Below are 22,051 nucleotides of genomic sequence, written 5' to 3'. Positions count from 1 at the left end.
GGCGAGCTGCGACGGCACACGACCCGCACCCGCTCGGGTCTCTACCACCCTCCCCGCTCAGCCCCCTACCCTCCCTCCACGCCCGCCTCCCGGTCCGACCGATCCACGCGGGGCGTCGCGTTCGCCCGCCGATCCCTCCCCCCTTCCCGGTTCGGCGGGCGGTACCGTTTCACCCTTCCTCCGACTCAGTGCGCGATCCGGAACTCCTCGAAGACGTCGCCGTCCGGCGTGACGAGCCGTCCGTTCAGCGCGCGCTCCCCTCCGGAGACCGGTTCGAGCTCCGCGTGCGCCGGTCGGTTCCCGCGGGGCTGCGCGTGGCTTCCGGGGTTCAGTATCGGGAGCGCCCCCGAGTCGTCGAAGCGGGGACGGTGGCTGTGGCCGCAGATCACGGCGTCGGCGTCGCGCTCGCGGCCGAGCATCACGAGCCCGGTGTCGCCGCTGCGGTGTCGGTGCGTGACCGCGAACCGGACTCCCTCGTACTCGACCGTCCTGGCTTCGGGCAGCCGGTCGCGGATCGCCGCGTCGGCGTTGTTGCCGTAGACGGCCCGCAGGCTCCGCGCGGCCGACTCGAAGGCGTCGAGCACCGGCTCGCGGTAGAAATCGCCCGCGTGAACGACGAGGTCGGCCTCCCGGACCGCCTCCGCGGTCCGGCCCTGCAGCTTCGTCTCCTCGCGCGAATGGGTGTCCGAGACGACGACGAGCATACTCGCCGTCCGTGCGCGTCCGGCTTAAAAAGCGCGCCCGGCGTCGACGCCGATTCACACTTGGGCGTGTTGCGGTGGCGCGTGCCGCCGAGCGCCCTGATACGGGCGCGAGGTCACGCGCGAGGGAGCCCGCGGCCGCCACTGGCGGCCGCGGCGAGGCTGGGGAGGCGTGAGGCTGCGGTGCTGTGCGGGGCGGGACTCAAAGGGGCAGCCGCCTCGCGGCTGGGGCTTTGGAGGCGTTCGTGTCGATCGGCTGTTTATAAGTGTCAGCGCACAGCCGAGCGGCTGGGGGTTTGAAGCTGTTCACCGCAGCAACGTCGATCACGTATCGTCGGGCTACCGGGGCCTCGAAGGCATTCGCCGTCAGTCTGCCAGCACCCCTACAACCGATCCCGGCGTCGTCCGAGATCGACTATTCTTCCAGGGACAGCGACGCGAGCAGCGACTCCAGCTGCACCTGCTCGTTCGCGCCCTCGGCGATCCGGTAGTCCGCCTCGCCGATCCGCTCCATCAGCGCGACCGCCTCGCGCTCGCTCAGATCGAACTCCCAGACGGAGCGGTGGAGCTGGTCGATCACGTCGCCGCCGGCCATCCCCGTCTCCGTGAGGAGGGTGTCGAGGGTCGCCCGGGCCCGCGTGAAGTCCCCCTTCAGTGCGTTCGTCACCATCGACTCGATCTCCTCCGGGCGCGCGGTCGCCGTGATCGCGTACACCGCCTCCTCGTCGACCACGTCCCCGGTCGTCGCCGCCGCCTGCAGGGAGTTGATCGCGCGGCGCATGTCCCCGTCCGCGGCGTACACGAGGGCGTCGACGCCGGCGTCGGTCACCTCGATCCCCTCCGCCGCCGCGATCTCGCGGGTCTGCGCGGCGACGGCCTCGTCCGAGAGCGGCGAGAAGCGGAAGACGGCGCACCGCGACTGAATCGGGTCGATGATCTTCGACGAGTAGTTACACGAGAGGATGAATCGGGTGTTGTCGGAGAACTGCTCCATCGTCCGGCGGAGCGCCGACTGCGCGTCGTCGGTGAGGGAGTCCGCCTCGTCGAGGAACACGATCCGGAAGTCGCCGCCGAACGACGAGCGCGCGAACCCCTTGATCCGGTCGCGCACCACGTCGATCCCGCGCTGGTCGGAGGCGTTGAGTTCGAGGAAGTTGCCGCGCCAGTTGTCCTCGCCGTACACCTGTCGAGCGATCGCGGTGGCGGCGGTCGTTTTTCCGACGCCGGCAGGGCCGCTGAAGAGGAGGTGCGGGATGTCGTCCTGCTCGATGTAACTCTGGAGCCGCTCGACGATCTCCTGTTGGCCGTGGATGTCGTCGAGCGACTGCGGCCGGTACTTCTCGATCCAGATCTCCCGGCCGGTCGCGGTCGCAGCCGTCTGCTCGTCGGCCTCGCTCATGCCGGATCGGAGGGTCGGCGGGGTCATAAACGCCCCGAGACCGGGCCGCGTCGGGGAGGTGAAGCGGGCGGTTCGCGCCGCGGGTCCGAACCTCAGTCCGCCCGCGAGAGCCGCTGGAGCTCGTACGCGAACACCCAGATCCCCATCAACACGCCCACGGGAACCACCACCTCGGCGATCTCGCGCGAGACCGGCAGTTCCGCGACCTCGACGAGCAGGTGGGTCGTCGCCCCGGCGACCTGCGCGAACAGCTCGTACTCCTCGCGGATCGTGTTCGTCAGCATCGATCCGACGACGAGCGTCACCATCGCGGCGACGCCGTGGATCGTCCCCCGGATGTGTGGCATAGTCGTCACATCCGCGACGACCGTGATAGGTGTTTCTCCCTCGAAACCGCTCACATCCGCCGTCGGATCCCCTCGCGGAAGGCCGCCGCCGCGTCGGCTTCGGCCTCCGACTCCCGCAGGTGCGCCTTCGCCTCGGCGTCGATGTCGGGCGCGAGGACGACCGCCGCGGCGCCCGTCGAGACGGTCTCGGCGCGCCAGCCGACGTACCGATCGGCGAGCCACGCCGGGAGGTCCGCCAGCAACACGGCGTTCCGCCACGCGAACTCCCGACTGCCTTTCAGTCCGAGCAGGGCCAGCCGGTCGTCGAGGGGATCGAGCACCCGGTCGATCCCGTCGATTCCGACCGCGCCGTACGTCTCGACGAGCGCGTCTTGCACGGTCTGGACCAGGCGGGCGAGGATCGCGTTGATGCGGTCATGGTCCTCGCGCTTGGCGTTGCGATCCGGGTCGATACCCACGTCGTCGAGCGTGTACGCGAGGTCGTAGACGATGTGGGCGTTGATGCCGAGCAGGGCGTCCTGCGCGACGAGCGTCTCGCCGCGCGCCCCGGCGGCGAAGGCGATCAGCCACGGCCGCGGGAGCGCCTCGAACGCCCGCCGCTCGAATGCCACCAGCGCCCGACGGTAGCGCTCCGCGAAGGCGACGAGGTACGACGCGGCCCACTCGGGATCGAGGAACGCGCCGTCGTCGATCGCGGTCCGGACGGTCGCTGTCATCCGGCTGTACACCGTGAGGAACACCGCCCGCCGGTCGCCGCGCTCGCGGAGGTACGACTCGGTCCGCGCCAGCCGCTCGTCGACGTCGTCGACGGACGCGAACGGGGCAGTAACGAGGTCGAGCAGCGCCGCGTCCGGCTCGTCGGCGGCCAGGTCCGCGGCGACCGCGTCGACCCCCGGACCGGCGGTCCGCCGGATCCCGGTGAGCAGCGCTCTCGCTTCCTCGGCGGTCGGGACGGTGGCGCGGATCGGGGTCATCGTGAGCGACGGCGGGCCCGTCTGGCCGTCCGGTACTCACCCGGGGTCAAAGAGGTTGCTGCCGGCGCGGGACCGGCACCTGGTCGACGCTAACTACGCGAACTCGTCGACGAGCTCGGGCACCACGTCGAAGAGGTCGCCGACGATCCCGTAGTCGGCGATGTCGAAGATCGGCGCGTTCGGGTCGGTGTTGATGGCGACGATCGTGTCCGAGCCCTTCATGCCGGCGACGTGTTGGACCGCGCCGGAGATGCCGATCGCGATGTACACGTCCGGCGTGACGACCTTCCCGCTCTGCCCGACCTGGCGGTTCTTCGGGAGCCAGCCGTTGTCGACGATCGGCCGGGAGGCGGAGAGCGTCGCGCCGAGCGCGTCGGCGAGCCCCTCGACCAGCTCCAGGTTCTCCTCCTCCTCGATCCCGCGGCCGACAGAGACGAGCACGTCGGCGTCGGCGATGTCGACGTCGCCGCCGCCGACCTCCTCGAAGCCCGTGACGCGCGCGCCCGACTCCGGGAGATCGACGTCGACGGACTCCACCGTCGCGTCGCCGACGCCCTCGGCCGGCGCCCACTCGCCGCCGCGGACGGTGAGGACGAAGCGGTCGTCGGCCACGTCGACGGTCGTCTCCACCTTCGAGCCGTACATCTCGCGGGTGACGGTCAGCCCGTCGTCGGACTCGAAGCCGATCGCGTCGGTCACCAGGCTCCGGTCGGTCGCCTCGGCGACGGCGGGCGCGTAGTCCAGTCCGTTGACCGAGTTCGGGATCACGACGGTCTCGGCGTCGACCGTCTCGAGCAGCGCCTCGACCGCCGACTGGTAGACGTTGTGGTCGAACTCCTCGCCGTTGGCGACCGCGTGGATCGCGTCCACGCCCTCGCGGTTCAGGTCCTCGGCGAACCGGTCGGTGTCGCCGCCGATCACCGCAACGTGGAGGTCGCCTCCCTGCGCGTCGGCGAGCTCCCGGCCGGCCGTGATCGCCTCGCGGGACACGTCTCGGAGCTCTCCGCGCCGGTGTTCCGAGACGACGAGCACGCTCATCACGCGCCCACCCCCTTTTCGCGGAGGACCTCGGCGAGGCGCGACGCGCTCTCCCCCGCGTCGCCCTCGATGATCTCGGCGTCCGACTCGCTCTCCGGCTCGTACATCGAGGCGATCGTCAGCGCGCTCTCGACGTCGGCGGCCGACAGCCCGAGGTCAGCCAGATCCCTCGCGTCGATCTCTTTGCGCTGCGCCTGTCGGATGCCCCTGAGGCTCGCGTACCGCGGCTCGTTGAGCCCGGTCTGGACGGTCAACACGGCGGGGAGGTCCACTTCCGTCAGCTCCTCGACGCCGCCCTCCAGCTCCCGATGGACGTGCGCGACGCCGCCGTCGGCGTCGACCTCGAGGTCGTTGACCACGGCGGCGTGCTCGAAGCCGATCCGCTCGGCGAGCGCGACGCCCGTCGCGCCGAACCCCGTGTCGGCTGCCTGTACCCCCCCGAGCACGAGGTCTGGCTCCTCCGCCTCGACGACCGCCTCGAGCGTCGTCACCTTCGCGGCGACGTCGGCGAAGCCGGCCTCGAAGGCGTCGTCCCACACCCGCACGGCGCGGTCCGCCCCCTTCGCGAGCGCCATCCGGATCGTCTCCTCCGCGCGCTCCGGGCCGATGGTGACGGCGACGACCTCGTCGGCGATCCCCGCCTCGGCCAGCTGCACCGCCGCCTCGACCGCGTAGTCGTCCCACTCGTTGAGGTCGTACTCGAGGTCGGACGCGGCGATGTCCGTGCCTTCGATCGCGAAGTCGTCGTCCGGCTCCGCAACCTCCTTGACTGTCACCAGAACTTTCATGATCGATACTCCGTCGTTCGGCCTGTAAGAGCTTTCGGAACGCCGCACCGCGGGCTCGCGGTTTCCGCCTCTCCCTCGCCGAAGTCGGCCGTTCCCTTTCGCCTCGTCGTCGGCCTCGACTCTCGGATCTCCTGTCGTCGCCGTCGGACTCTGATATCGGATCCCCCGTCGCCGCCGTCGACTCAGGCCCCGGATACCCTGTCGCCGCCGTCTTCGGCGTCGGAGCCGTCTCCGTCGCCGTCGTCGTCCGGGATCGAGATCAGGTTCTCGCGGCCCAGTCGGAGCTTCTCCACCCGCCCCGAATCGGCCATCGCGGAGAGCAGCTGCGACACCTTCGCGTCCGACCACCCGGTCTCCGCGACGATGTCGGCCTGTCGCATCCGCCCGCCGTTGTCCTCGAGAAGCCGCTCGACGCGCTCCTCGTCGGACAACAGCGAGAGGTCCTCCCCGTCGCCCGCTCCGCCGGTCGCGTCGTCGGCTCCCGTGTCATCGCCCGTCGGATCCGGGCCGTCCGCATTCCCGTCCGCGCCGCCGCGCGGCCCGCCGTCGGTCGGCTCTCCGCCGTCGCTGTCGACCGCTCCCTCGTCGGCGCTCGCGCCCGCGACCGGGTCGTGTTCCCCGTCGGTCCGGCGCCGGTAGCCGACGATGCTCCCGGCGATGAGCACCGCGGCGACGACGATCGCGGCGGTGAGCATCGTCCACGGGGGCGCGGTCGTGCCCGCGGGGGCGTACACGACCGCGACCCGCTCTCCCTCGGCGAAGGTGCGCGGCCCCTCGATGATCACGGCGTTGTCCCGCAGCGGGACCGTGGCGCCCGGGGTTCCGGTGACGGTGTACCCCTCCGGCGTCGCCACCTCGAGCGTCTGCCCCTCCTCCAGCGAGAGCAGCCACGTCCCGTCGTTCGGCGTGGTCAGGGCGTCGCCCAACACCAGGTTCTCGCCGTCCGCTTCGAGGAACTCGGTCCAGACGAACGTCAGTCGGAGTTCGCCGACCGCCGTCGTCTGGTCGCCCGCCACGTCGAACGACGAGGGGTCGTCGTGGACGACGACCTCGCGCTCGACGTCTTCGATCCGCATCGTCCGGTCGACGTTCCGGCTCGCCTCGCGGGCGAATCCCTCGAACAGGGCGGCGTCGGGGCCGATCTCCCCGTCGCGGAACCGGTCGCCGGTCGCGTCGAACGCGGCGCGGTCGGTCTCGTCGGCGAGCGCGTACCTCACCGACACGGTCCACCGGGCGTCCCTGTCGGGCGTCGGCTCGATCCGGATTTGCGTCGCCGTATCCGGGTCGAACGGTTCGTCGATCTGTTCGACCGTCGCCGGATCGACAGTTGCCGGACCGACGGTCGCTGAGCCGATTCCCGGGGGACCGGCGGTCGACGAACCGGCGGCCGCCGCGTCGGCGTCGATGGAGGGCGAAGGCGAGGGCGCGTCTCCCGCGACGGGGGCGACGCCGCTCGCGACGAGCGCGACGGCGATCAGCCCGACGAGGAGAGCGCGAGGCGGGGCGTTCCGCATACAGATCAGGGCACTCAGGCGCCGGGCAAAACGCTTTCCATCGTTCGTTTTGCCTTCGAACGAGGTCGCGACGGGCGGATCGGCCGCGCTCCCGATCGGTTCCGTCGGCTCGTTGAGGTGGATTTTTTATATCCTGGCGCGAACCGAGACGTATGAGAGCCCTCCCGATCTCCCTCGCGGTCCTGCTTCTGCTCGCGCCGATCGCCGGCGCGGTGTCGCCGGCGGCGGTTGCGGGGGCGGTCGCCGATCCGGTCGCGTCCGATCCGGTCGCGTCCGATCGCGTCGGCGCGTTCGACGGCGTCGACCCCGACCGATCGCAGGTCGACGCGGCGAACCTCACGTTCCGGACGCTGTCCGCGCCGACCGACGCGGACACGCGCGTCGGCGCCGCCGCCCGCGGCGCGGACCTCGGATCGTCGGTCGGCTTCGCCGTCGACGAGACCGACGCCGCCATGGAGACCGCGGCGGTCGTCCAGCGGATCGAGGCCGCCGAGACGAGCACGGAACGGCAGCGCCGCATCCTCGCGGCGATCAACCAGGTCGAACGCGACGAGGTGACGCTCAACAGCCGACAGGCGGAGGCGTTCAGCGCGCACGCCGCCGGCGAGCTATCAGACCGGGAGCTCCTCGACGAGCTCGTCCGCATCGCCGCGACCGCCCGCGAGTACGACGAGCGGCTCGACGAGCTCGACGCGCTCGCCGAGGAGACGGACGGGTTCAGCTCACCGACCCGGCTCGACGAGCTCCAGGTCGCGCTGCAGGTGTACGAGGGGCCCGTCCGTGAGATCGCGCTCTCGGCGGCGCGCGGCGAGGTGTCGGCCAGCGAGGTGTACGTGGAGTCGAGCGACCGGTCGATCGTGTTAGCGACGATCGTCGACGGGGAGTACGTCCGCGAGGTCTTCCGGATCGACCGCTGGGACCGCGGCGGCGGCACGATCGGCAACGACGAGGCGATCGAGGTCACGTCCGCCGCCTATCCCGAGACGGCGTCGCTCCGCGAGCCCGACGCCTTCGGCGCCGGCTCGGTCCAGCGGATCACCATCCCCCACGAGTACGGGCTCCTGCGCACCTTCGTCAGCGGCGGCACGGAGCGGGTGTTCGTCGAGCACCAGCGGATCGCGCTCGACGCGTTCCCCGACACCGAGTCCGTCTCCGAGTCCGGCGACGGCTTTAACGTCACCGTCGACCGCAGCTACGCCGGCGGCCTGGTGACGGTGACCGTCCGCGACGACGAGACCGGCGAGCCCGTCCCCGACGTCACCGTCACGAAGAGCGTCGGCGACGGCGACAGCCGAGCGATCGGCACCACCGACGCGGACGGCACGGTCCGGACGCTCTCCCCCGCGGAATCCTACCGGGTCACCGTCGTCGACGAGCCCCGCGCGGTGTTCGTCGACGACCTCGAACCCATCGCGACGCCGCACCCGGTCGAGAGCGACGACGGCGAGTAGGGCTCGCGCCGCCCCGACGCTTTTCCCGGATACCGCGGCAGTCTCCCCGTGGCCACTGACACCGATCCCCCGGACGAGACGAGCGTGTCGACGACGGCGAGCACGCCGACTGAGACGAGCACGCCGACTGAGACGAGTGCGCCGACTGAGACGAGTGCGCCGATCGAGGCGACACCGACGGCCTCCCGTTCCGCCCGGTCCGCCCGCGGGCTCGCGCCCGTCGCCGGCGTCCTGCTGCTCGCCGTCACGGTCGTGCTCGCCGGCGGCGTCGTGACCGCGGCGATCGGCGCCCCGCCGGAGCCGGCGCCGACGGCGTCCCTGTCGCTGTCGGCGACCGACGACCGGATCGCGGTCACGCACCGCGGCGGGGACGCCCTGAACGCGAGCGAACTGGATGTCCGGGTGCGCGTCGACGGCGAGCCGCTCGCCCGACAGCCGCCGGTCCCGTTCTTCTCCGCGGCGGGGTTCCGTCCGGGACCGACGGGCGCGTTCAACGCGGCGACGGACGGCGACCTGCGCGTCGGCGGAACGGCGTCGTTCCGGGTCGCGGGGACGAACGACCCGGTCCTCGAACCCGGCCGAACGGTTACCGTCGAGGTCTCGGTCGACGGCCGGCCGGTCGCGACGCTGGAGACGGTCGTCGAGTCGGAATAAGGGGAACGGGAGCCGCCCAAGTGCCGCGTCGCTACTCGTCGGGGACCCGTGCGACCGTCGTGATCGCGCGCGGGCTCCGGGGCGTCGACTGCTGGATGTGGTGTTCGTACGTCTCGTAGCCGGCGGCTTCGAACATCCGGTCGGCCTCGTCCTCGTCGTAGAACAGCATGATCGCGTCGGCGATCCGCTGGAACACGCGGTTGTGCGGGTAGTCGGGGCCGACGACGAGCACTTGTCCGCCCGGCTTCGCGACGCGTCGGAGCTCCCGGAGTCCCTCGATCGGGTTCGGCCAGTACTCGATCGATCCCGAGGACCAGACCACGTCGAACGTGTCGTCGCGGAACGGGAGCCGCTCGGCGTCGCCGCGGTAGAAGTTCACGCGGTCGTGTTTCCCGAACTTCTCGAACGCCTTCTCCATCTGGTGGACGCTCTGATCGAGCCCGTGGACGTCGTCGGCGTGTTCGAGGAGCCCCTCGGTCCCGAACCCGGTGCCACACCCCACGTCGAGCACCTTCGGATCGTCGCCGAACTCCAGCCACGAGAGCGCCTCCGCGCGCATCTCCTCGTTCCAGTTGAACCAGTTGATCTTGTCGTACACCTTCGAGAGGTACTTGTAGAACACCCTGGCGTTCGACTTGTCCTCGAGGATCCCCATTTACCGATCGGTTGGGTCGCCCGCCCCATAACGACACGGATCCGGTGCGGTCGGCGCCTCGGCAGCTCCCGCGTTCCGACCGGCTTTTCCGCTTGCCCGTCCGACCGTGCGGTATGGAACCGACGACGAGCGGCCGCTTCCGCGTCCACGACCGCCGCCCGCGTCCCGACATCGACGGGACCGGCCCGTCCGACCCCCTCGAGGAGTTCGTCCTCGTCGAGCACCCGGAGGGACCGGTGGACCCGAGCGACCCCGACGCCGAGGACCGGTTCGACCCGCTGTACGCCGCCGCCGAGGGGTACGAGGGCGATCTCGCCGACCGCGTGACGTCGCTGGAGCCGGGCTTCGTCGTCGACGCGACGCTGGCGTGGACCGACGGGTCGGCCCGCTTCGCCGACCTCGAGGTCGTCCGCGAGAGCCGGTTCCGCTTCGCGGACGACGTGGAGGGGATGTTCGAGGCGGCCGTCGACGCGTGGGACCAGATCCGGTCCGCGGGCGAGGCGGTCGGCTCGGTCACGACGCGCTCGAACGACGGGGACCCGAACGGCGCGCTGTACCTGTTCGCCGACGCGCCGGGAAGCGACGCGTTCGCCGACCTCCGGGCGGGGCGGCTCCCGATCGAACCGCTCGTCGCGCGCGTCAACGAGTCGCGGGGGGACGACGAGCCCCGCGAGGTGTTCGTCCTCCGCCCCGCCGCGCACGACTTCGTCGCCGTCTACGTCGTCTTCGACCGCGAGGGCGTGTTGGCCCAGACGGTGCGCGACACCTACGACCTCGGCCCCGGGCTCGCGGGGGGCCTCGATGTCGTTGGGGACGCCGACCAACGAGCCGGGAACTCGCCCGAAACCGACGAACAAAACAGTTCTGACGACGATCCTGATCAAAAAGGCGACTTCGATATCACCGACGGACTCTGACCCCCCTCACTCCGTCCGAATCCCGACCCTCCGGGCTACCAAACTCGCGATGAGGAGGCTCAACACCGTAATAACCGCGCCGAATCCAGGCACGGCAAACACCTCTTCGTCGGGCGCTTCGCTCTCGGGCTGCGTCGGTCTCTCCGGCGACTCATCCTCCGAGTCCGACATCTCCTCCTCTGAGTTCGGCTCCTCTCCCTCAGCTCCCGGATCAGGATCGACGGTTACTGCCAGCGTAGCGGGATTCGACGCATTCACCCGGAAGATGCCGGATCCTCTGTGTGACGTTTCGACCTGACTCCACGTCTGATCCCCGGCGTGATAGACGGTTACATCCTCGAAATCGGCGGATTCCGGAAGGCCAGAAGCTTCGAGCTCAAACGTTATCGAGGCGGTCTCAAGCGCCGGATCTGCCGCCGGTCTCTCTCGCTCTATCGGAACGTATCCGATCACCGTTTCGTCGTCGAGCGCCGGTGCAGTCCTCGGCTCTGCCGACGGCTCGAAGAGGTCGTACTTGACCACGTCGATGCTGGTCGCGGCATCAAGTGTTATCGACCGAACCCGAATGTGTTCGTCGCTGGGTGCCCGATCGAGTTCCTCAGCGAGATCGGCGGTAAGCGTCTGTGATTCGTTAATTCCTCTGAATTCCACGATTGCACCGTCGGCATCGGGGATCACAGACGTCTGTACCACCAGAATTCCGCTTCCGGTGCCGACCCCCAAATCCGAACGGTCCTCTCGGACCGTCAGCGTCGTTTCGCTTCGATCGTCTTCGGTCGTGACGGCTGCCACCGCTCCGTCGTCTCCACGATCGGTCCCGTAAGTGAATTCGAACGTCTCCAGCTGGTCGGGATCCAGCTCAACCGTCCGCTCGGCGACGGTTTCGTTGTCAACACTAAAGGAAACCGTCTGTGTATCCGGCTCATCTCCGAGGTTCCCCACTGTGGCGTTAACCGTGACATCGTCGCCCGGTTCGACGTCCGTTTCACTCAGGGTGCCCACTATCGACGTTCCGAACTCCGCCGGCCCCAGTACGTCTAGCGTTGTGGTGTCGTCGCCGGCTCGGCTGATAACTTGCACCGTGTACTCTCCCGGTTCGTCGGCAGACACGGTGAAGTTCTGACTCACCGATTCTCCGCCGTCGAGCGCGACCGTCTCGGACTGCTGTCCGGATTCGGGGATGCTGAATATCACGCTCCCCTCCTCGGTGACCTCGCCGACGTTGCTCACGTTGACGGTTGCCTCGACGTTCTCACCAGTCTCGACGGTTTCGGTCGTTTCGACGAACTCTACGCTGATTTCGCCGGGCGCAAGTACTGTCACCGTTATCGGTGCTGTGACGACGCCACCGTCGGAGGCGAACACCCGGGCAGTCCCGCGGTACTCGCCGGGCGTCGTTCCGTCCGGAAGGTCCACCGTCGCCGTCACGTTCTCTTCGCCTTCGTTGAGCGTCACGGTTCGCGGTTCGACGCCCACCCGCTCGTCCGCAACCGTGTCGTTTCCGTCGACCGCAGAGAGATCGGAGATGTCGACAGTCACCGAGTCCTCGGTGTCCGTTCCGGTCTGGTCGACGGTGACAGTGAACTCCGTCGACTCACCGGGGACCGCCTTCGCCGTGTCCCGCTGTGCGATCGAGATCGGCGGGTCCTCTTTCACGACCCACGAGGTCGTTTCGATCCGGGAGAGCGTCTCTCTCTCAGCGGTTACGGTGACGTTGTACTCCCCGGCTGCGGTGGCGGTGAGCGTTCCGGCGTACACGCCGGACTGTCCTTCCGCAAGCGAGACCGACACGTTCGTCCCGTCGGGTCGTTCGACGACGGCGTCGATGTCCGCTCCGGGCACGCCGCCGTCAGCTCCGACGAGGGTCGCCGTGATGTCGATCTCCTCTCCGACGTAGTACGTCTCACCCGCGGTCGAGACGTCGGCGCCTATCTGTGCGTCGCCGGTGATGTCGACGGCGAACTCTGACGCGTCGGGCTGTTCGTTGCGGAGTTCATAGCTCCACGTTCCGGCCGCCGGGTCCTCGATCCGGTAGATCACCGAATCACCGACGATCGACACCTCGACGTCGGAGTCGTTCGTGTCGACAACCGACCCGTCCGGCCGAATGAGCGTCACCGGCCCGGTGTCGTTCACGTTCTGCGTCCGGATCGCCGCTCCCGGAGCGTCCTCGTCGCTCGCTCCCTGCACGTCGGCGGCCGACGCCTCGATGTCGTCGAATTCGGCGTTCTCGAGTCGGAGGTTCGTCGTGAGCTGCGAGACGCTCTCGTCGACCCCGAAGTCGGCCGACTGCGACTCGTCTTCGCCGAGGACGCCCTCGTCGCTCGTCAACTGATCGGCGTCGGCGACGTCGCCGCTGAGGTCCGCGAACACCGCCTGCAGCGTGTCTTGGATGCTGTCGACTTCTCCCGACTCTCCGGCGAATCGGTAGTCGCCGCAGTCGGACGCCTCGGCCACGTCCTGCATGAACTGCTCGTCGGCGCCGCTCGTGAACCCGATCGTGTACAGGCAGACGTCCTGCTCGTTGTAATCGGGGACGATCTCGTTCAGGATCTCTCCCTCACCCGGTCCGCTGTTGCGGACTCCGTCAGTCATGTGGATTCCCGCCTTGCTCGCTCCCTCGGGCGCGTCATCGAGGGTATCGAGGCCGTCGATCATCGCATCACCGACATTTGTGGATCCACTGGCGCTCAAGCCCTCGATGGAATTGATGACATCCTGTCGCCCGTCGCCGAGCCTCGTGAGGTCTTGGTCGACGCGGGAGTAGCCCGAGTAGCTGACGACCGAGACGTAATCCTCGTCGGTCGCCTGCTCGACGAACGTCACGCCGCCCTGCCGCGCTTCGGACATGATTCCGCTCATGCTTCCGGAGCGGTCGATCTGCAACGAGGTCGCGAGCTGCGTCGTCTCTCCCTCGGCGTAGTTGATCGCGTCCGGTTCCTCGTCGGTCACGTCGTCGTACGAGACGGTGACGTTGTACTCTCCCCCCTCCGGCTGCGTGGGGGGCACGAACTGAATCTCGTACAACCCCACGGCTTTTCGCGTCACTAAGGCCCGGTTGTCGACGGTGCGGTCGCCGACGGTGATGTCGAGACGGTCCTGCTCGATGGGGTCGACGAAGGGATCTCCGTCCGGTTCTTCCATATCGACGACGACCTTGACTGGCCGGGGCGTATCCGTACCGCCGGCCGTCCCGTCGGGAACGTCGGTGATCGTGAGGTCACCGGAATCGACGCTGCTCACCTCGAATAGCTCCGAATAGAGCTCGTATCGCTGCTCCAGTTCGTGGTTCCCGGCATCCTCCGGGTAGACGGAGAGTTCGACGACGACGTCCCACGTTCCGTCCCCGGAGAGCGCCAGCGGGACTTCGATATCACGTTCGTTCGGGTCGACACCGGCTGAAACACCCACAACGTCCGGCTCACCGGTTCCGACGAACGCGGTGTGTCGCTGGACCGTTTCACCACCGCTACGTTTGTCCGATCTCGTCGTGATCGCGTAATTTTGTGGTTTAAACCCGGTATTTTCGATGGTGATCTCCTGTGCGTTCGGCGTTCCGTTCAGCGCGTACGATGTTTCGCCGATGTCTGCGATTTCGCCGTCGATCTGGTCTCGGTCCGGATGGATCTCGATCTGTTCTTCGGGATCAGCTCTGCTGTCAATGTATCTCGTTAGCGATATATCCGCCTCGGAGTCCGTCTCCCAGCGGTCCTGCTGCATCGGGATCTTGCCCTGCGGACTCGGTAGTAACGGCGCGTCACGGCCGGGGAACCGATATATCGCACCCTCGTATTCGCTCCACGATTCGTTGCCCGTCAGACGGGTGATTTCGTACGTTTCGTCTCCGCCGCCGTTCGTCGCAACCTCTGGGACCCATCTGTCTCCACTCGCCGAAAATCCGTCAGCGGTCGGATCAGCGTACAATGCTGCAGCGCGCCGGTCCGGTAGTTCACCGGCGTCACCGGCGCCGTCACAACCTCGTAGCCGTGACCTATCGCCGTCACAGAGGAATTGATCCTGATACAGGTATTCGACATCGGGCGGGTCCGGTTCACTCACCGGCTCGTCGCCGTCGGCTCCTTTTGGGCCAAGGAAGTTGGAGTGGGCGCCCTCCGCGACGTACAATACCGGCCGGTCTTCGACCGTTTCGACTCGCTCCCAGCTTCGCAGCTCGCCGCCCTTGTGCTGCTGGGCCGCTATCCACTGTGGATCCCCGTCGTCGTCAACGAGTACGAACACCGGCTCCTGATCGCCTGTATGAGCAGCTACCGCGGAAGATGCCTCGCCCTCCGGCTTCGGATCGTGGATGTACACCATCCAGTACCCAATTGCGGTGTACTCTTCGCCATCGAAGAATACGTTTTCGTGGACGCTGGCGTACACCGTCTCAGGATAATAATCCGCTACGACGGTCTGTTGATACGTTTCGTGTTCATCGTCCCCTCGCGTCTGGGGACTCAGATAATTCTCCTCATGAGTTGTTGTGCGGTCAGTCGCTCGGCGAGGATCTCTGATAATCGACCCCCTGTTCGGTGCGTAATCGACCCCGATATCAGTGAGCGTGACTCCCTCGATCAGCGTAAAATCAGGCCGTTTAACGTCAGTTCGCAGGTCCGAGTTCTCGACGTACGCCTCGTACCGGGTCGGGTAATACCGCTCGTTCGGGTGGAAGTTCAGCACCGGAGCATGCTGCTGAACGAGTTCCTGTGCGTTCTGTCCGGCGACCGGCGTTTCTTCTCGATCGACCCTGATGTGAGCGGTGTACGTGTCCGATCCGTCGACGACAGCCCTGATCTCGTATACGCCGGGCTCCGTCGGTCGGAAGCTCGTCGCACGGGCGTCGTGTGGGAGGCTATCCGGTGCCGCGTCACTGAGTTCGGCCGTGCTCGTGTGTAACAACTGATCGTCGTCTCCGTTCACGACCTCCCACTCGTACGTGTCTCCGCCGTGGTCCTCCAGAAACCCTATCGCAACGCTCTCACCCACGTATATCGGTTCAAAATAGTCACGCGGCACGTAAAGCGATTCATCTGTCGAAATATACTGATCTTCGGCGAGGTCGCGCGCGATGTCAGTATCTGTCCCGATAGCAGCTATATCGCCATCGGTTGCGTCACTACCGGGGCCTACTGTTTGCGGAGATATCCCCTCAGTGTGCACCGTGTCCGGATCGGTCTCAACTGCGGCTACACCCGTTTCGGACGTATCGGTACCAGTTCCGACTCCTACCGCCCCTATCGTGAGTATACTCACACCCACAAGTATAATTAATATTGACTGAACAGGTTTTTCAGCTGTCATCAAGACAATGATAATAAAACATTCATAATAAACGTACTTTTCAGATCTAGCCAGTAAATATTTAAAAATATATAAATTTCGATGTTGTATCAAGTGTGATACTATCATTTAGCATGCTTGCCGATTATGGAGCTACTTTACGACCGTGAAAACGCTTTTTTGTTACCCAACAGTCTACAAGTCCATGATTCCAGCATCTCCGAACATTCTCTCCAGATACACGACAGTCGTCGCCACTACCGGATTCGGAGCACTAGTTATCATCCATTACCTTGTTGTACTCTTGTTTTTCATTTTCGGCTTCGCTGCTACCTTTGGTGTCGCCACCCTTCTTTTGGACTTGAGCATCGTATGGGCTGCACTTTTGTCGGTTGTCATCGGCGTACTGTTCGGTGTTTCCGGATACTTCCTTTTTTTAATCGGACTCGCCAGCCTCTGATTCCGGTAGAATCGATATCGAAGTCGAAAATGGCTCGCAACTCCCGTTTTGACTAGTCTACTCCCGGCCCGCCTACAACCAGTCGGCGTTCGGGTCCACCCGTCCGTCCGGCGTCTCGCCGTTGAGCACGGCGGCCACGTCGGCGGCGCCGCTCCGGTTCAAGTCGTCGCGGGCCTCCTCGCTGTACCACGCCGCGTGCGGCGTGACGATCGTGTCGTCGCGCCCGACGAGCGGGTCGTCTTCGGGCGGCTCCTCGGCGAGCACGTCGAGGCCGGCGCCCTTGATCGCGCCCGACTCCAGCGCGTCGAGCAGCGCGTCGGCGTCGACGACCGGCCCGCGCCCCACGTTGACGACCACCGAGTCCTCGCCGAGGCGAGCGAGTGCGTCGGCGTCGACAATGCCCCGGGTCGCGTCGGTCAGCGGGGCGTAGACGCCGACGTGGTCGGCGCGGTCGAACAGCTCGTCGAACGAAACCTTCTCTGCGCCGTACTCGGTCATCTCCGCGGCCTCGACGAACGGGTCGTAGGCGACGAGATCGGCGTCGAACCCGCCGAGCTGTTCGGCCGCGCGCCGAGCGATCGGGCCGAACGAGACGAACCCGATCGTCGACGCGCTCACGCGGCGGACCGGCCGCCCGACCTCCCAGCTCCACCCGCCGGCGGCGACGTCGTCGTCGTACGACTTCAGCGACCGGAGGCAGGCCAAGAGCAGCGAGACGGAGTGGGCCGCTACCTCCTCGGTGCAGTAGTCCGGGACGCGAGTGACGGTGACGCCGCGCTCGGCGGCGGCCTCCACGTCGACGTTGTCCACGCCGACCGCCGACCGGACGACGACTCGGAGGTCCAGTTCGTCGAGCGCCTCGGCGGTGACCGGCGTGTCGATGTCGGTCACCACCGCGTCGGCCCCCTCGGCCGCCGCGACGAGGCCCTCGGTCGACCCCAGCTCGGCGACCTCCACCTCGACGGGCTCGTCGACCGCGGCGTCGAGGACCTCGCGGTACGTCTCCGGATCGATCATCGGGAACGCCGACAGCACGACTCTGGGCATACGCGACCGTTCGGCTCGTCCCACTTGACGGCTGTCACGCGTTCTCGGCTTCTGAGACAAGAATTTTCGATCGTGATGGTCTCGGTCCGGTTGCGCACCCCTCCGCGTTCGCTCCGTCCGGCGCTCGAGTTTCGACGACTCTTTTCGCGCGCGCCCGCAAGGACGACTCGTGAGCGACGATACCGTGAGCGACGACGGTTCGGTCGAGGGGTCGAGCAAGCCGCCGATGCTCGTGCTCTTGGAATCGCTGGCGTTCTATCGGAACGTCCGCGTCGGGCTCGTCGCCGGCGCGATCGTCGCGGTCTCCCTGTACGCGGTCCGGACGCTGGAGCTGCTCGGCCCGGTGATCGACACCCGGGACTACCCGCTGTTCGGGCCGGACGTGTGGTTCCTGCTGCTGGCGTTCGTGTTGGCGGCGACGTTCGCGCTGCTCGTCGCGGTCGCGCTCACCGTCGCCGAGGCTGTGCGGGGTGCGCGGGACGCGTCCGGGAAGATCCGCGAGTAGAGGGGCCGAGAGACGGGGTGGTCAGTCGGCGGTACAGGAGGCGTCGCTCTCGTCGCCGGTGAACTCCTGTGCGGGCTCGGTGAGCTTGTAGAGGTTCTGCCGTGCGTCCGCGAAGTAGACGTCCTCGTCGACGACGCCGATCCCCTCCAGCCGTTCGAGCGCGTAGCGGACGGTCCGAGCCGACAGCATCGACTCCTGGACGATCCCCTTCTGGGTCAGCGGCCCGTTGTACTCGAGCACCTTGAAGACGAGCTTGGCGCTCGGCGGGAGGTCGTCGAGCCCCTCCGTTTGGGTTCCTTCCATCGTTACGAATCGAAACCGCACACCGGCATAAATGTTGATGCGTCACCGCGCTCGATCCGGCGTTTCTCTCCTGATAGCGGATCATATTGCTGGTTATCCGCACGATATGCGGCAATATAATCCTATAACCCGCCTGCAGACTGACCAGTCAGTCAGCGATAGCGCTCGCGCGCGCTCCGCCGGCGGTCCCTCGTCTCGGCGATCGGCCCCTCGGTGATCGGGCGCTCGGCGGAACGAACGGCTTTTCACCTGCGCTCGCGGATCCAGTGGTATGAGCGACGACTCGGGGATATCGGGCCACACCCGAAGCGTGGTCGTCACGACGATCTGCTGTCTCGCGGGGATCGTCGCGGGCGTCGTCTCGGCCGCCTACGTGGGCACGACCGTGGCCGCGGCCCAGAGCACCACCGTCGTACTGGTGCTCGGCGCGTTCGTGGTCGCCCAGTTCCCGCTGTACAAGGCGATCGGCGTCGGCGACTTCGGAGTCAAGGACAACCTCTACGTGGCGTTTCTGACGTTCACGCTGTGGTTCATCAGCTACACCGTGCTCGCGACGTCCGGCGTCCAGCTGGTGATCTGAGATGGCGGACGACAGCATCGCCGTCGTCGACCTCGACCGGTGTCAGCCCGACCGGTGTAACTACGAGTGTATGAACTACTGCCCGCCCAACCGGACGGGCAAGGAGTGCATCACGAAGCGCGGCGAGGACGCGGTCGAGGGCGACCCTGACCAGATCCACATCTCCGAGGAGATCTGCCTCGGCGAGACCTGCGGAATCTGCGTCGAGAAGTGTCCGTTCGACGCGATCGAGATCATCAACCTCCCCTCCGAGCTCGACGAGGAGCCGGTCCACCGCTACGGCGACAACGCCTTCTCGCTGTACGGGCTGCCGACCCCGGAGCCGGGCAACGTCACCGGCATCCTCGGGCCGAACGGGATCGGGAAGTCGACGGCGGTCCACGCGCTCGCCGGCGAGATGGTCCCGAATCTGGGCGACCACGAGTCGGAGGGCGACTGGGAACGCGTGCTCGACCGGTTCCGCGGCACCGGACTGCAGAACTACCTCGGATCGCTGAAGGAGGGCGACGTGACCGTCGCGCGCAAGCCGCAGTACGTCGACCAGATCCCCAACCAGTTCGACGGCAACACCCGCGAGCTGTTGGAGCGCACCGACGAGCGGGGCGCGCTCGACTCTCTCATCGACCGGCTCAACATCGGGCCGGTGATGGACCAGCCGATCGACTCCATCTCCGGCGGGGAGCTCCAGCGCGTCGCCATCGCGGCGTGTCTCGCCCGCGACGCCGACTTCTACTTCCTCGACGAGATCACGCCGTACCTCGACATCGGCCAGCGGATGGTCGTCGCGCGGCTCATCCGCGAGCTCGCTGACGACGACGCGGCCGAGCGCTCGATGCTCGTCGTCGAGCACGACCTCGCGATCCTCGATCTCCTCGCCGACACCCTCCACGTCGCGTACGGGGAGCCGGGGGCGTACGGGGTCATCACCGACCCCAAGTCGGTCCGCAACGGGATCAACGAGTACCTGAAGGGGTACCTCGACAACGAGAACATGCGGATCCGACCGTCCGCGATCACCTTCGAGGAGCACGCGCCGCGGGTCTCCTCGCGCAGCGAGACGCTGATCGAGTACCCCGACCTCTCGAAGTCGTACGGCGAGGGCGAGTTCGAGCTGCACGTCGAGGGCGGGGAGATCAACCGCTCCGAGGTGCTCGGCGTGGTCGGGCCGAACGGGATCGGGAAGTCCACCCTCGCGAAGCTGTTCGCTGGCTCGCTGGAGCCGGACGAGGGCGCGCTCGACTTCGCGCTCGACATCGCGTACAAGCCGCAGTACATCGAGATCGACCAGCCGATGCGCGTCGACGCGTTCCTCTCGTCGATCACCGACCAGTTCGGCTCCTCCTACTGGAACACGGAGATCGCCCAGCCGCTCCAGCTCGACCGCGTGATGGAGCAGAACCTCTCGGACCTCTCGGGCGGGGAGCGCCAGCGCGTCGCCATCGCGGCGTGTCTCTCCGAGGACGCCGACCTGTACCTCCTCGACGAGCCGTCCGCGCACCTCGACGTTGAACAGCGGGTGCGCGCGACGACCGCCATCCGGCGGTACGCGGAGAACCACGACGCGACCGTGATGGTGATCGACCACGACATCTACATGATCGACCTCCTCGCCGACCGCCTGATGGTGTTCGACGGCGAGCCGGCCGAGCGCGGGCACGCGACCCCGCCCCAGGAGATGCGCGAGGGGATGAACGAGTTCCTCGCCGACCTCGACATCACCTTCCGCCGCGACGAGCGGACGGGTCGCCCCCGAATCAACAAGCCGGGCTCGCAGCTCGACAGCCAGCAGAAGCGCGACGGCGAGTACTACTACTCGACCTAACGCCGTCCGCTCTCTCGTTCTTCTCGCCTCGCCCTCCTGTCTCACCGTCCGATTTCCAACCACCCAATCGGCGGTATCGAAGCGATTAAGCGGGGAAGCCGCGAACGACGGAACATGCAACACCTCATCATTCGCGGCGACCCCGGGATCCGGCGGGACGCGGTGATCGAGTACGAGGGCGAGGAGCTGGTGTGTTTCGGCATCAACGTCCAGGGCGGCTGGCACGGCCCGGACGAGCCGCAGCTCTGGTGTACCGTCGGCACCGAGGACGAGCGCGAGGCCTACGACAAGCGCGAGTACGTCCCTCACTGGCTCGACGTCGACACGATCGACGCCGAGGAGCTCGACGTGATCAAAGCGAAGGGCGAGCTGTCGGTCTAACGCCGCTGTCCATTTCCGGTCGTCGTCTCTTCTACTCTTCCACCGGCGGGTCGTCCAGCCACGCCTCGATCGCGCCGGCCATCGCGCCGCGGCGGTGGATCGTTCTCGCCTCCGGGTCGACCACGGTGCTCTCCGTCCCGGGCGTCTCGCCGCCGTCGACGACGAGCGCGACGCCGTCGCGGATCCGGTCGTCGAGGTCGCCCGGGTGCGTGACGCTCCCGCGGCCGGAGACGTTCGCGCTCGTCGCGGTGAGCGGCCCGGCCTCACGGAGCAGGTCGCGCGCGAGGTCGTGGTCCGGCACGCGGATCCCGACCCGGTCGCGCCCGGCGGTGAGCGCGTCCGGGACCGCGTCGCCGCGCTCGACGACCACGGTCACGGGCCCGGGGAGGAACGCCCGGGCGAACGCGACCGCGAGCTCGCTCGGCTCGGTGTAGCGGAGCGCGGCGTCGACGCTGGGGACGCCGAGCGAGAGCGGGTTCGAGCGGTCTCGGCCCTTCAGCTCGAACACCCGCTCGACGGCCGCGGGGTCGAGCGCGTCGCCGCCGAGCCCGTACACCGTCTCGGTGGGGTAGACCACGAGGTCGCCGTCGGCGGTCGCCTCGGCCGCGCGTCGGAGGACGTCGCTGTCCGTTGTCACGAGAGCACGTTCGACGCGGTCGCGAAAAAGGGTGACGAGTGGGACCGTCGCGGTCGGCGGGCGCGGCGGTCGCCGCCTCCGCTCTCAGTCAGTCGACCAGCCGCTCGACCGCGTCGTCGATCGCCTCGGCGTCGGGGAACTCGGGGTGTTCGCTCGCGACCCACGCGAACGCGACGGTGCGGTCGGCGTCGAGGAGGAAGACGGCCGGGCGCGTCTCGGTTATTCCGGTCATGCCGTCGATGTCGTGCGCGAGGCCGTACTCCTCGATCACGCCCGCACCCGGGTCGGAGAAGATCCGGGCGCCGTCGCCGCGCTCGGCGAGCAGGCGCTTGTGGGCGTACGGCGAGGAGATCGAGACGCCGAGCACGTCCAGGTCGTCGGCCCAGCCGTGGTCGTCGACCGTGTTGTAGAGGTACGTCGCCTGGAAGGCGCCGTCCATCGGATGGAACAGCAGGAGGGTCGGCCCGTCGACGACCTCGTCGAGCGCGCGGTCCTCCCAGTACTCCTCGTCGACGAGCGGTCGCGTGAAATCGGGCGCGGTGTCGCCCTCGGCGACGTGATCCGCCTCGGGGAGGGAGACGACGTCGAAGTCGGGCAT

General features: G+C 67.6%; 21 protein-coding genes. 8 read left to right on the top strand and 13 right to left on the bottom strand.

All coding sequences use genetic code 11. From position 1 onward, the window contains the following. Positions 1-185: 185 nt before the first annotated feature. The 7 genes from CK500_RS00640 to CK500_RS00610 form a co-directional block, all read right to left on the bottom strand. A complete protein-coding gene (locus CK500_RS00640) occupies positions 186-704 on the bottom strand; it encodes a metallophosphoesterase (RefSeq protein WP_095635327.1) in 519 nt (172 codons plus the stop codon). Positions 705-1,116: 412 nt separating this feature from the next. Further along, positions 1,117-2,100: a replication factor C small subunit gene (locus CK500_RS00635; RefSeq protein ID WP_095635326.1), complete on the bottom strand. Its 984-nt coding sequence runs from the start codon at positions 2,098-2,100 to the stop codon at positions 1,117-1,119. Positions 2,101-2,192: 92 nt separating this feature from the next. Further along, on the bottom strand, positions 2,193-2,447 hold the full coding sequence (locus CK500_RS00630) for a hypothetical protein (RefSeq protein WP_198951474.1): 255 nt from the start codon (positions 2,445-2,447) through the stop codon (positions 2,193-2,195). A gap of 50 nt (positions 2,448-2,497) precedes the next feature. Then, positions 2,498-3,421 (bottom strand): DUF5995 family protein, encoded by a 924-nt coding sequence (locus CK500_RS00625; RefSeq protein ID WP_095635325.1) that lies wholly within the window; start codon positions 3,419-3,421, stop codon positions 2,498-2,500. A 93-nt stretch (positions 3,422-3,514) separates the two neighbouring features. Beyond that, entirely contained in the window at positions 3,515-4,462 is a 948-nt protein-coding gene (locus CK500_RS00620) for an electron transfer flavoprotein subunit alpha/FixB family protein (protein ID WP_095635324.1), read from the bottom strand. Beyond that, a complete protein-coding gene (locus tag CK500_RS00615) occupies positions 4,459-5,247 on the bottom strand; it encodes an electron transfer flavoprotein subunit beta/FixA family protein (RefSeq protein ID WP_095635323.1) in 789 nt (262 codons plus the stop codon). The genes CK500_RS00620 and CK500_RS00615 overlap by 4 nt, the downstream gene beginning before the upstream one ends. Positions 5,248-5,429: 182 nt before the next feature. Beyond that, positions 5,430-6,761 (bottom strand): helix-turn-helix transcriptional regulator, encoded by a 1,332-nt coding sequence (locus CK500_RS00610; protein WP_095635322.1) that lies wholly within the window; start codon positions 6,759-6,761, stop codon positions 5,430-5,432. A gap of 152 nt (positions 6,762-6,913) precedes the next feature. On the opposite strand from CK500_RS00610, the gene CK500_RS00605 reads away from it, so the two are divergent. After that, the gene (locus CK500_RS00605) at positions 6,914-8,212 is read left to right on the top strand and encodes a DUF7094 domain-containing protein (RefSeq protein WP_095635321.1); all 1,299 of its coding nucleotides are present in this window, start codon (positions 6,914-6,916) and stop codon (positions 8,210-8,212) included. Between the two features lie 162 nt (positions 8,213-8,374). Continuing rightward, positions 8,375-8,866: a type IV pilin gene (locus tag CK500_RS00600; protein ID WP_095635713.1), complete on the top strand. Its 492-nt coding sequence runs from the start codon at positions 8,375-8,377 to the stop codon at positions 8,864-8,866. Between the two features lie 31 nt (positions 8,867-8,897). Here the strand turns inward: CK500_RS00600 and CK500_RS00595 are convergent, their stop codons facing one another. Continuing rightward, positions 8,898-9,521, bottom strand: a complete 624-nt coding sequence (locus CK500_RS00595; RefSeq protein ID WP_095635320.1) for a methyltransferase domain-containing protein — start codon at positions 9,519-9,521, stop codon at positions 8,898-8,900. Positions 9,522-9,634: 113 nt separating this feature from the next. On the opposite strand from CK500_RS00595, the gene CK500_RS00590 reads away from it, so the two are divergent. Beyond that, a complete protein-coding gene (locus CK500_RS00590) occupies positions 9,635-10,438 on the top strand; it encodes a DUF6663 family protein (protein WP_095635319.1) in 804 nt (267 codons plus the stop codon). Positions 10,439-10,444: 6 nt separating this feature from the next. Here the strand turns inward: CK500_RS00590 and CK500_RS00585 are convergent, their stop codons facing one another. After that, positions 10,445-15,691, bottom strand: a complete 5,247-nt coding sequence (locus CK500_RS00585) for a VWA domain-containing protein (protein ID WP_158224012.1) — start codon at positions 15,689-15,691, stop codon at positions 10,445-10,447. Between the two features lie 232 nt (positions 15,692-15,923). On the opposite strand from CK500_RS00585, the gene CK500_RS00580 reads away from it, so the two are divergent. Then, positions 15,924-16,178: a hypothetical protein gene (locus tag CK500_RS00580; RefSeq protein ID WP_095635317.1), complete on the top strand. Its 255-nt coding sequence runs from the start codon at positions 15,924-15,926 to the stop codon at positions 16,176-16,178. A gap of 72 nt (positions 16,179-16,250) precedes the next feature. On the opposite strand, the gene CK500_RS00575 is transcribed toward CK500_RS00580, so the two are convergent. Next, entirely contained in the window at positions 16,251-17,225 is a 975-nt protein-coding gene (locus CK500_RS00575; RefSeq protein WP_095635316.1) for a C-terminal binding protein, read from the bottom strand. Between the two features lie 226 nt (positions 17,226-17,451). Between CK500_RS00575 and CK500_RS00570 the strand changes: the two genes are divergently transcribed. Next, complete coding sequence (locus CK500_RS00570; protein ID WP_095635712.1) at positions 17,452-17,730, top strand: DUF7536 family protein; 279 nt, start codon at positions 17,452-17,454, stop codon at positions 17,728-17,730. A 21-nt stretch (positions 17,731-17,751) separates the two neighbouring features. On the opposite strand, the gene CK500_RS00565 is transcribed toward CK500_RS00570, so the two are convergent. Then, on the bottom strand, positions 17,752-18,033 hold the full coding sequence (locus CK500_RS00565) for a MarR family transcriptional regulator (protein ID WP_007997999.1): 282 nt from the start codon (positions 18,031-18,033) through the stop codon (positions 17,752-17,754). 271 nt (positions 18,034-18,304) lie between these two features. Between CK500_RS00565 and CK500_RS00560 the strand changes: the two genes are divergently transcribed. The 3 genes from CK500_RS00560 (at position 18,305) to CK500_RS00550 (ending at position 20,816) form a co-directional block, all read left to right on the top strand. Continuing rightward, the gene (locus CK500_RS00560; protein ID WP_095635315.1) at positions 18,305-18,613 is read left to right on the top strand and encodes an EMC6-like membrane protein; all 309 of its coding nucleotides are present in this window, start codon (positions 18,305-18,307) and stop codon (positions 18,611-18,613) included. A 1-nt stretch (position 18,614) separates the two neighbouring features. Further along, on the top strand, positions 18,615-20,435 hold the full coding sequence (locus tag CK500_RS00555) for a ribosome biogenesis/translation initiation ATPase RLI (protein WP_095635314.1): 1,821 nt from the start codon (positions 18,615-18,617) through the stop codon (positions 20,433-20,435). Positions 20,436-20,549: 114 nt separating this feature from the next. Further along, a complete protein-coding gene (locus CK500_RS00550; protein ID WP_004049300.1) occupies positions 20,550-20,816 on the top strand; it encodes an HAH_0734 family protein in 267 nt (88 codons plus the stop codon). A 31-nt stretch (positions 20,817-20,847) separates the two neighbouring features. On the opposite strand, the gene CK500_RS00545 is transcribed toward CK500_RS00550, so the two are convergent. Together CK500_RS00545 and CK500_RS00540 are read right to left on the bottom strand one after the other, a co-directional pair. After that, positions 20,848-21,453, bottom strand: a complete 606-nt coding sequence (locus CK500_RS00545) for an L-threonylcarbamoyladenylate synthase (protein ID WP_095635313.1) — start codon at positions 21,451-21,453, stop codon at positions 20,848-20,850. Between the two features lie 88 nt (positions 21,454-21,541). Beyond that, positions 21,542-22,051 carry a redoxin domain-containing protein gene (locus CK500_RS00540; RefSeq protein WP_095635312.1) on the bottom strand — a complete coding sequence of 170 codons (510 nt, stop codon included), beginning with the start codon at positions 22,049-22,051 and terminating at the stop codon, positions 21,542-21,544.

This window comes from Halorubrum salipaludis, assembly GCF_002286985.1.
GTDB lineage: Archaea > Halobacteriota > Halobacteria > Halobacteriales > Haloferacaceae > Halorubrum > Halorubrum salipaludis.
The sequence above is the reverse complement of the archived record's forward strand: the minus strand, read 5'-3'. Positions and strand labels throughout refer to the sequence as shown.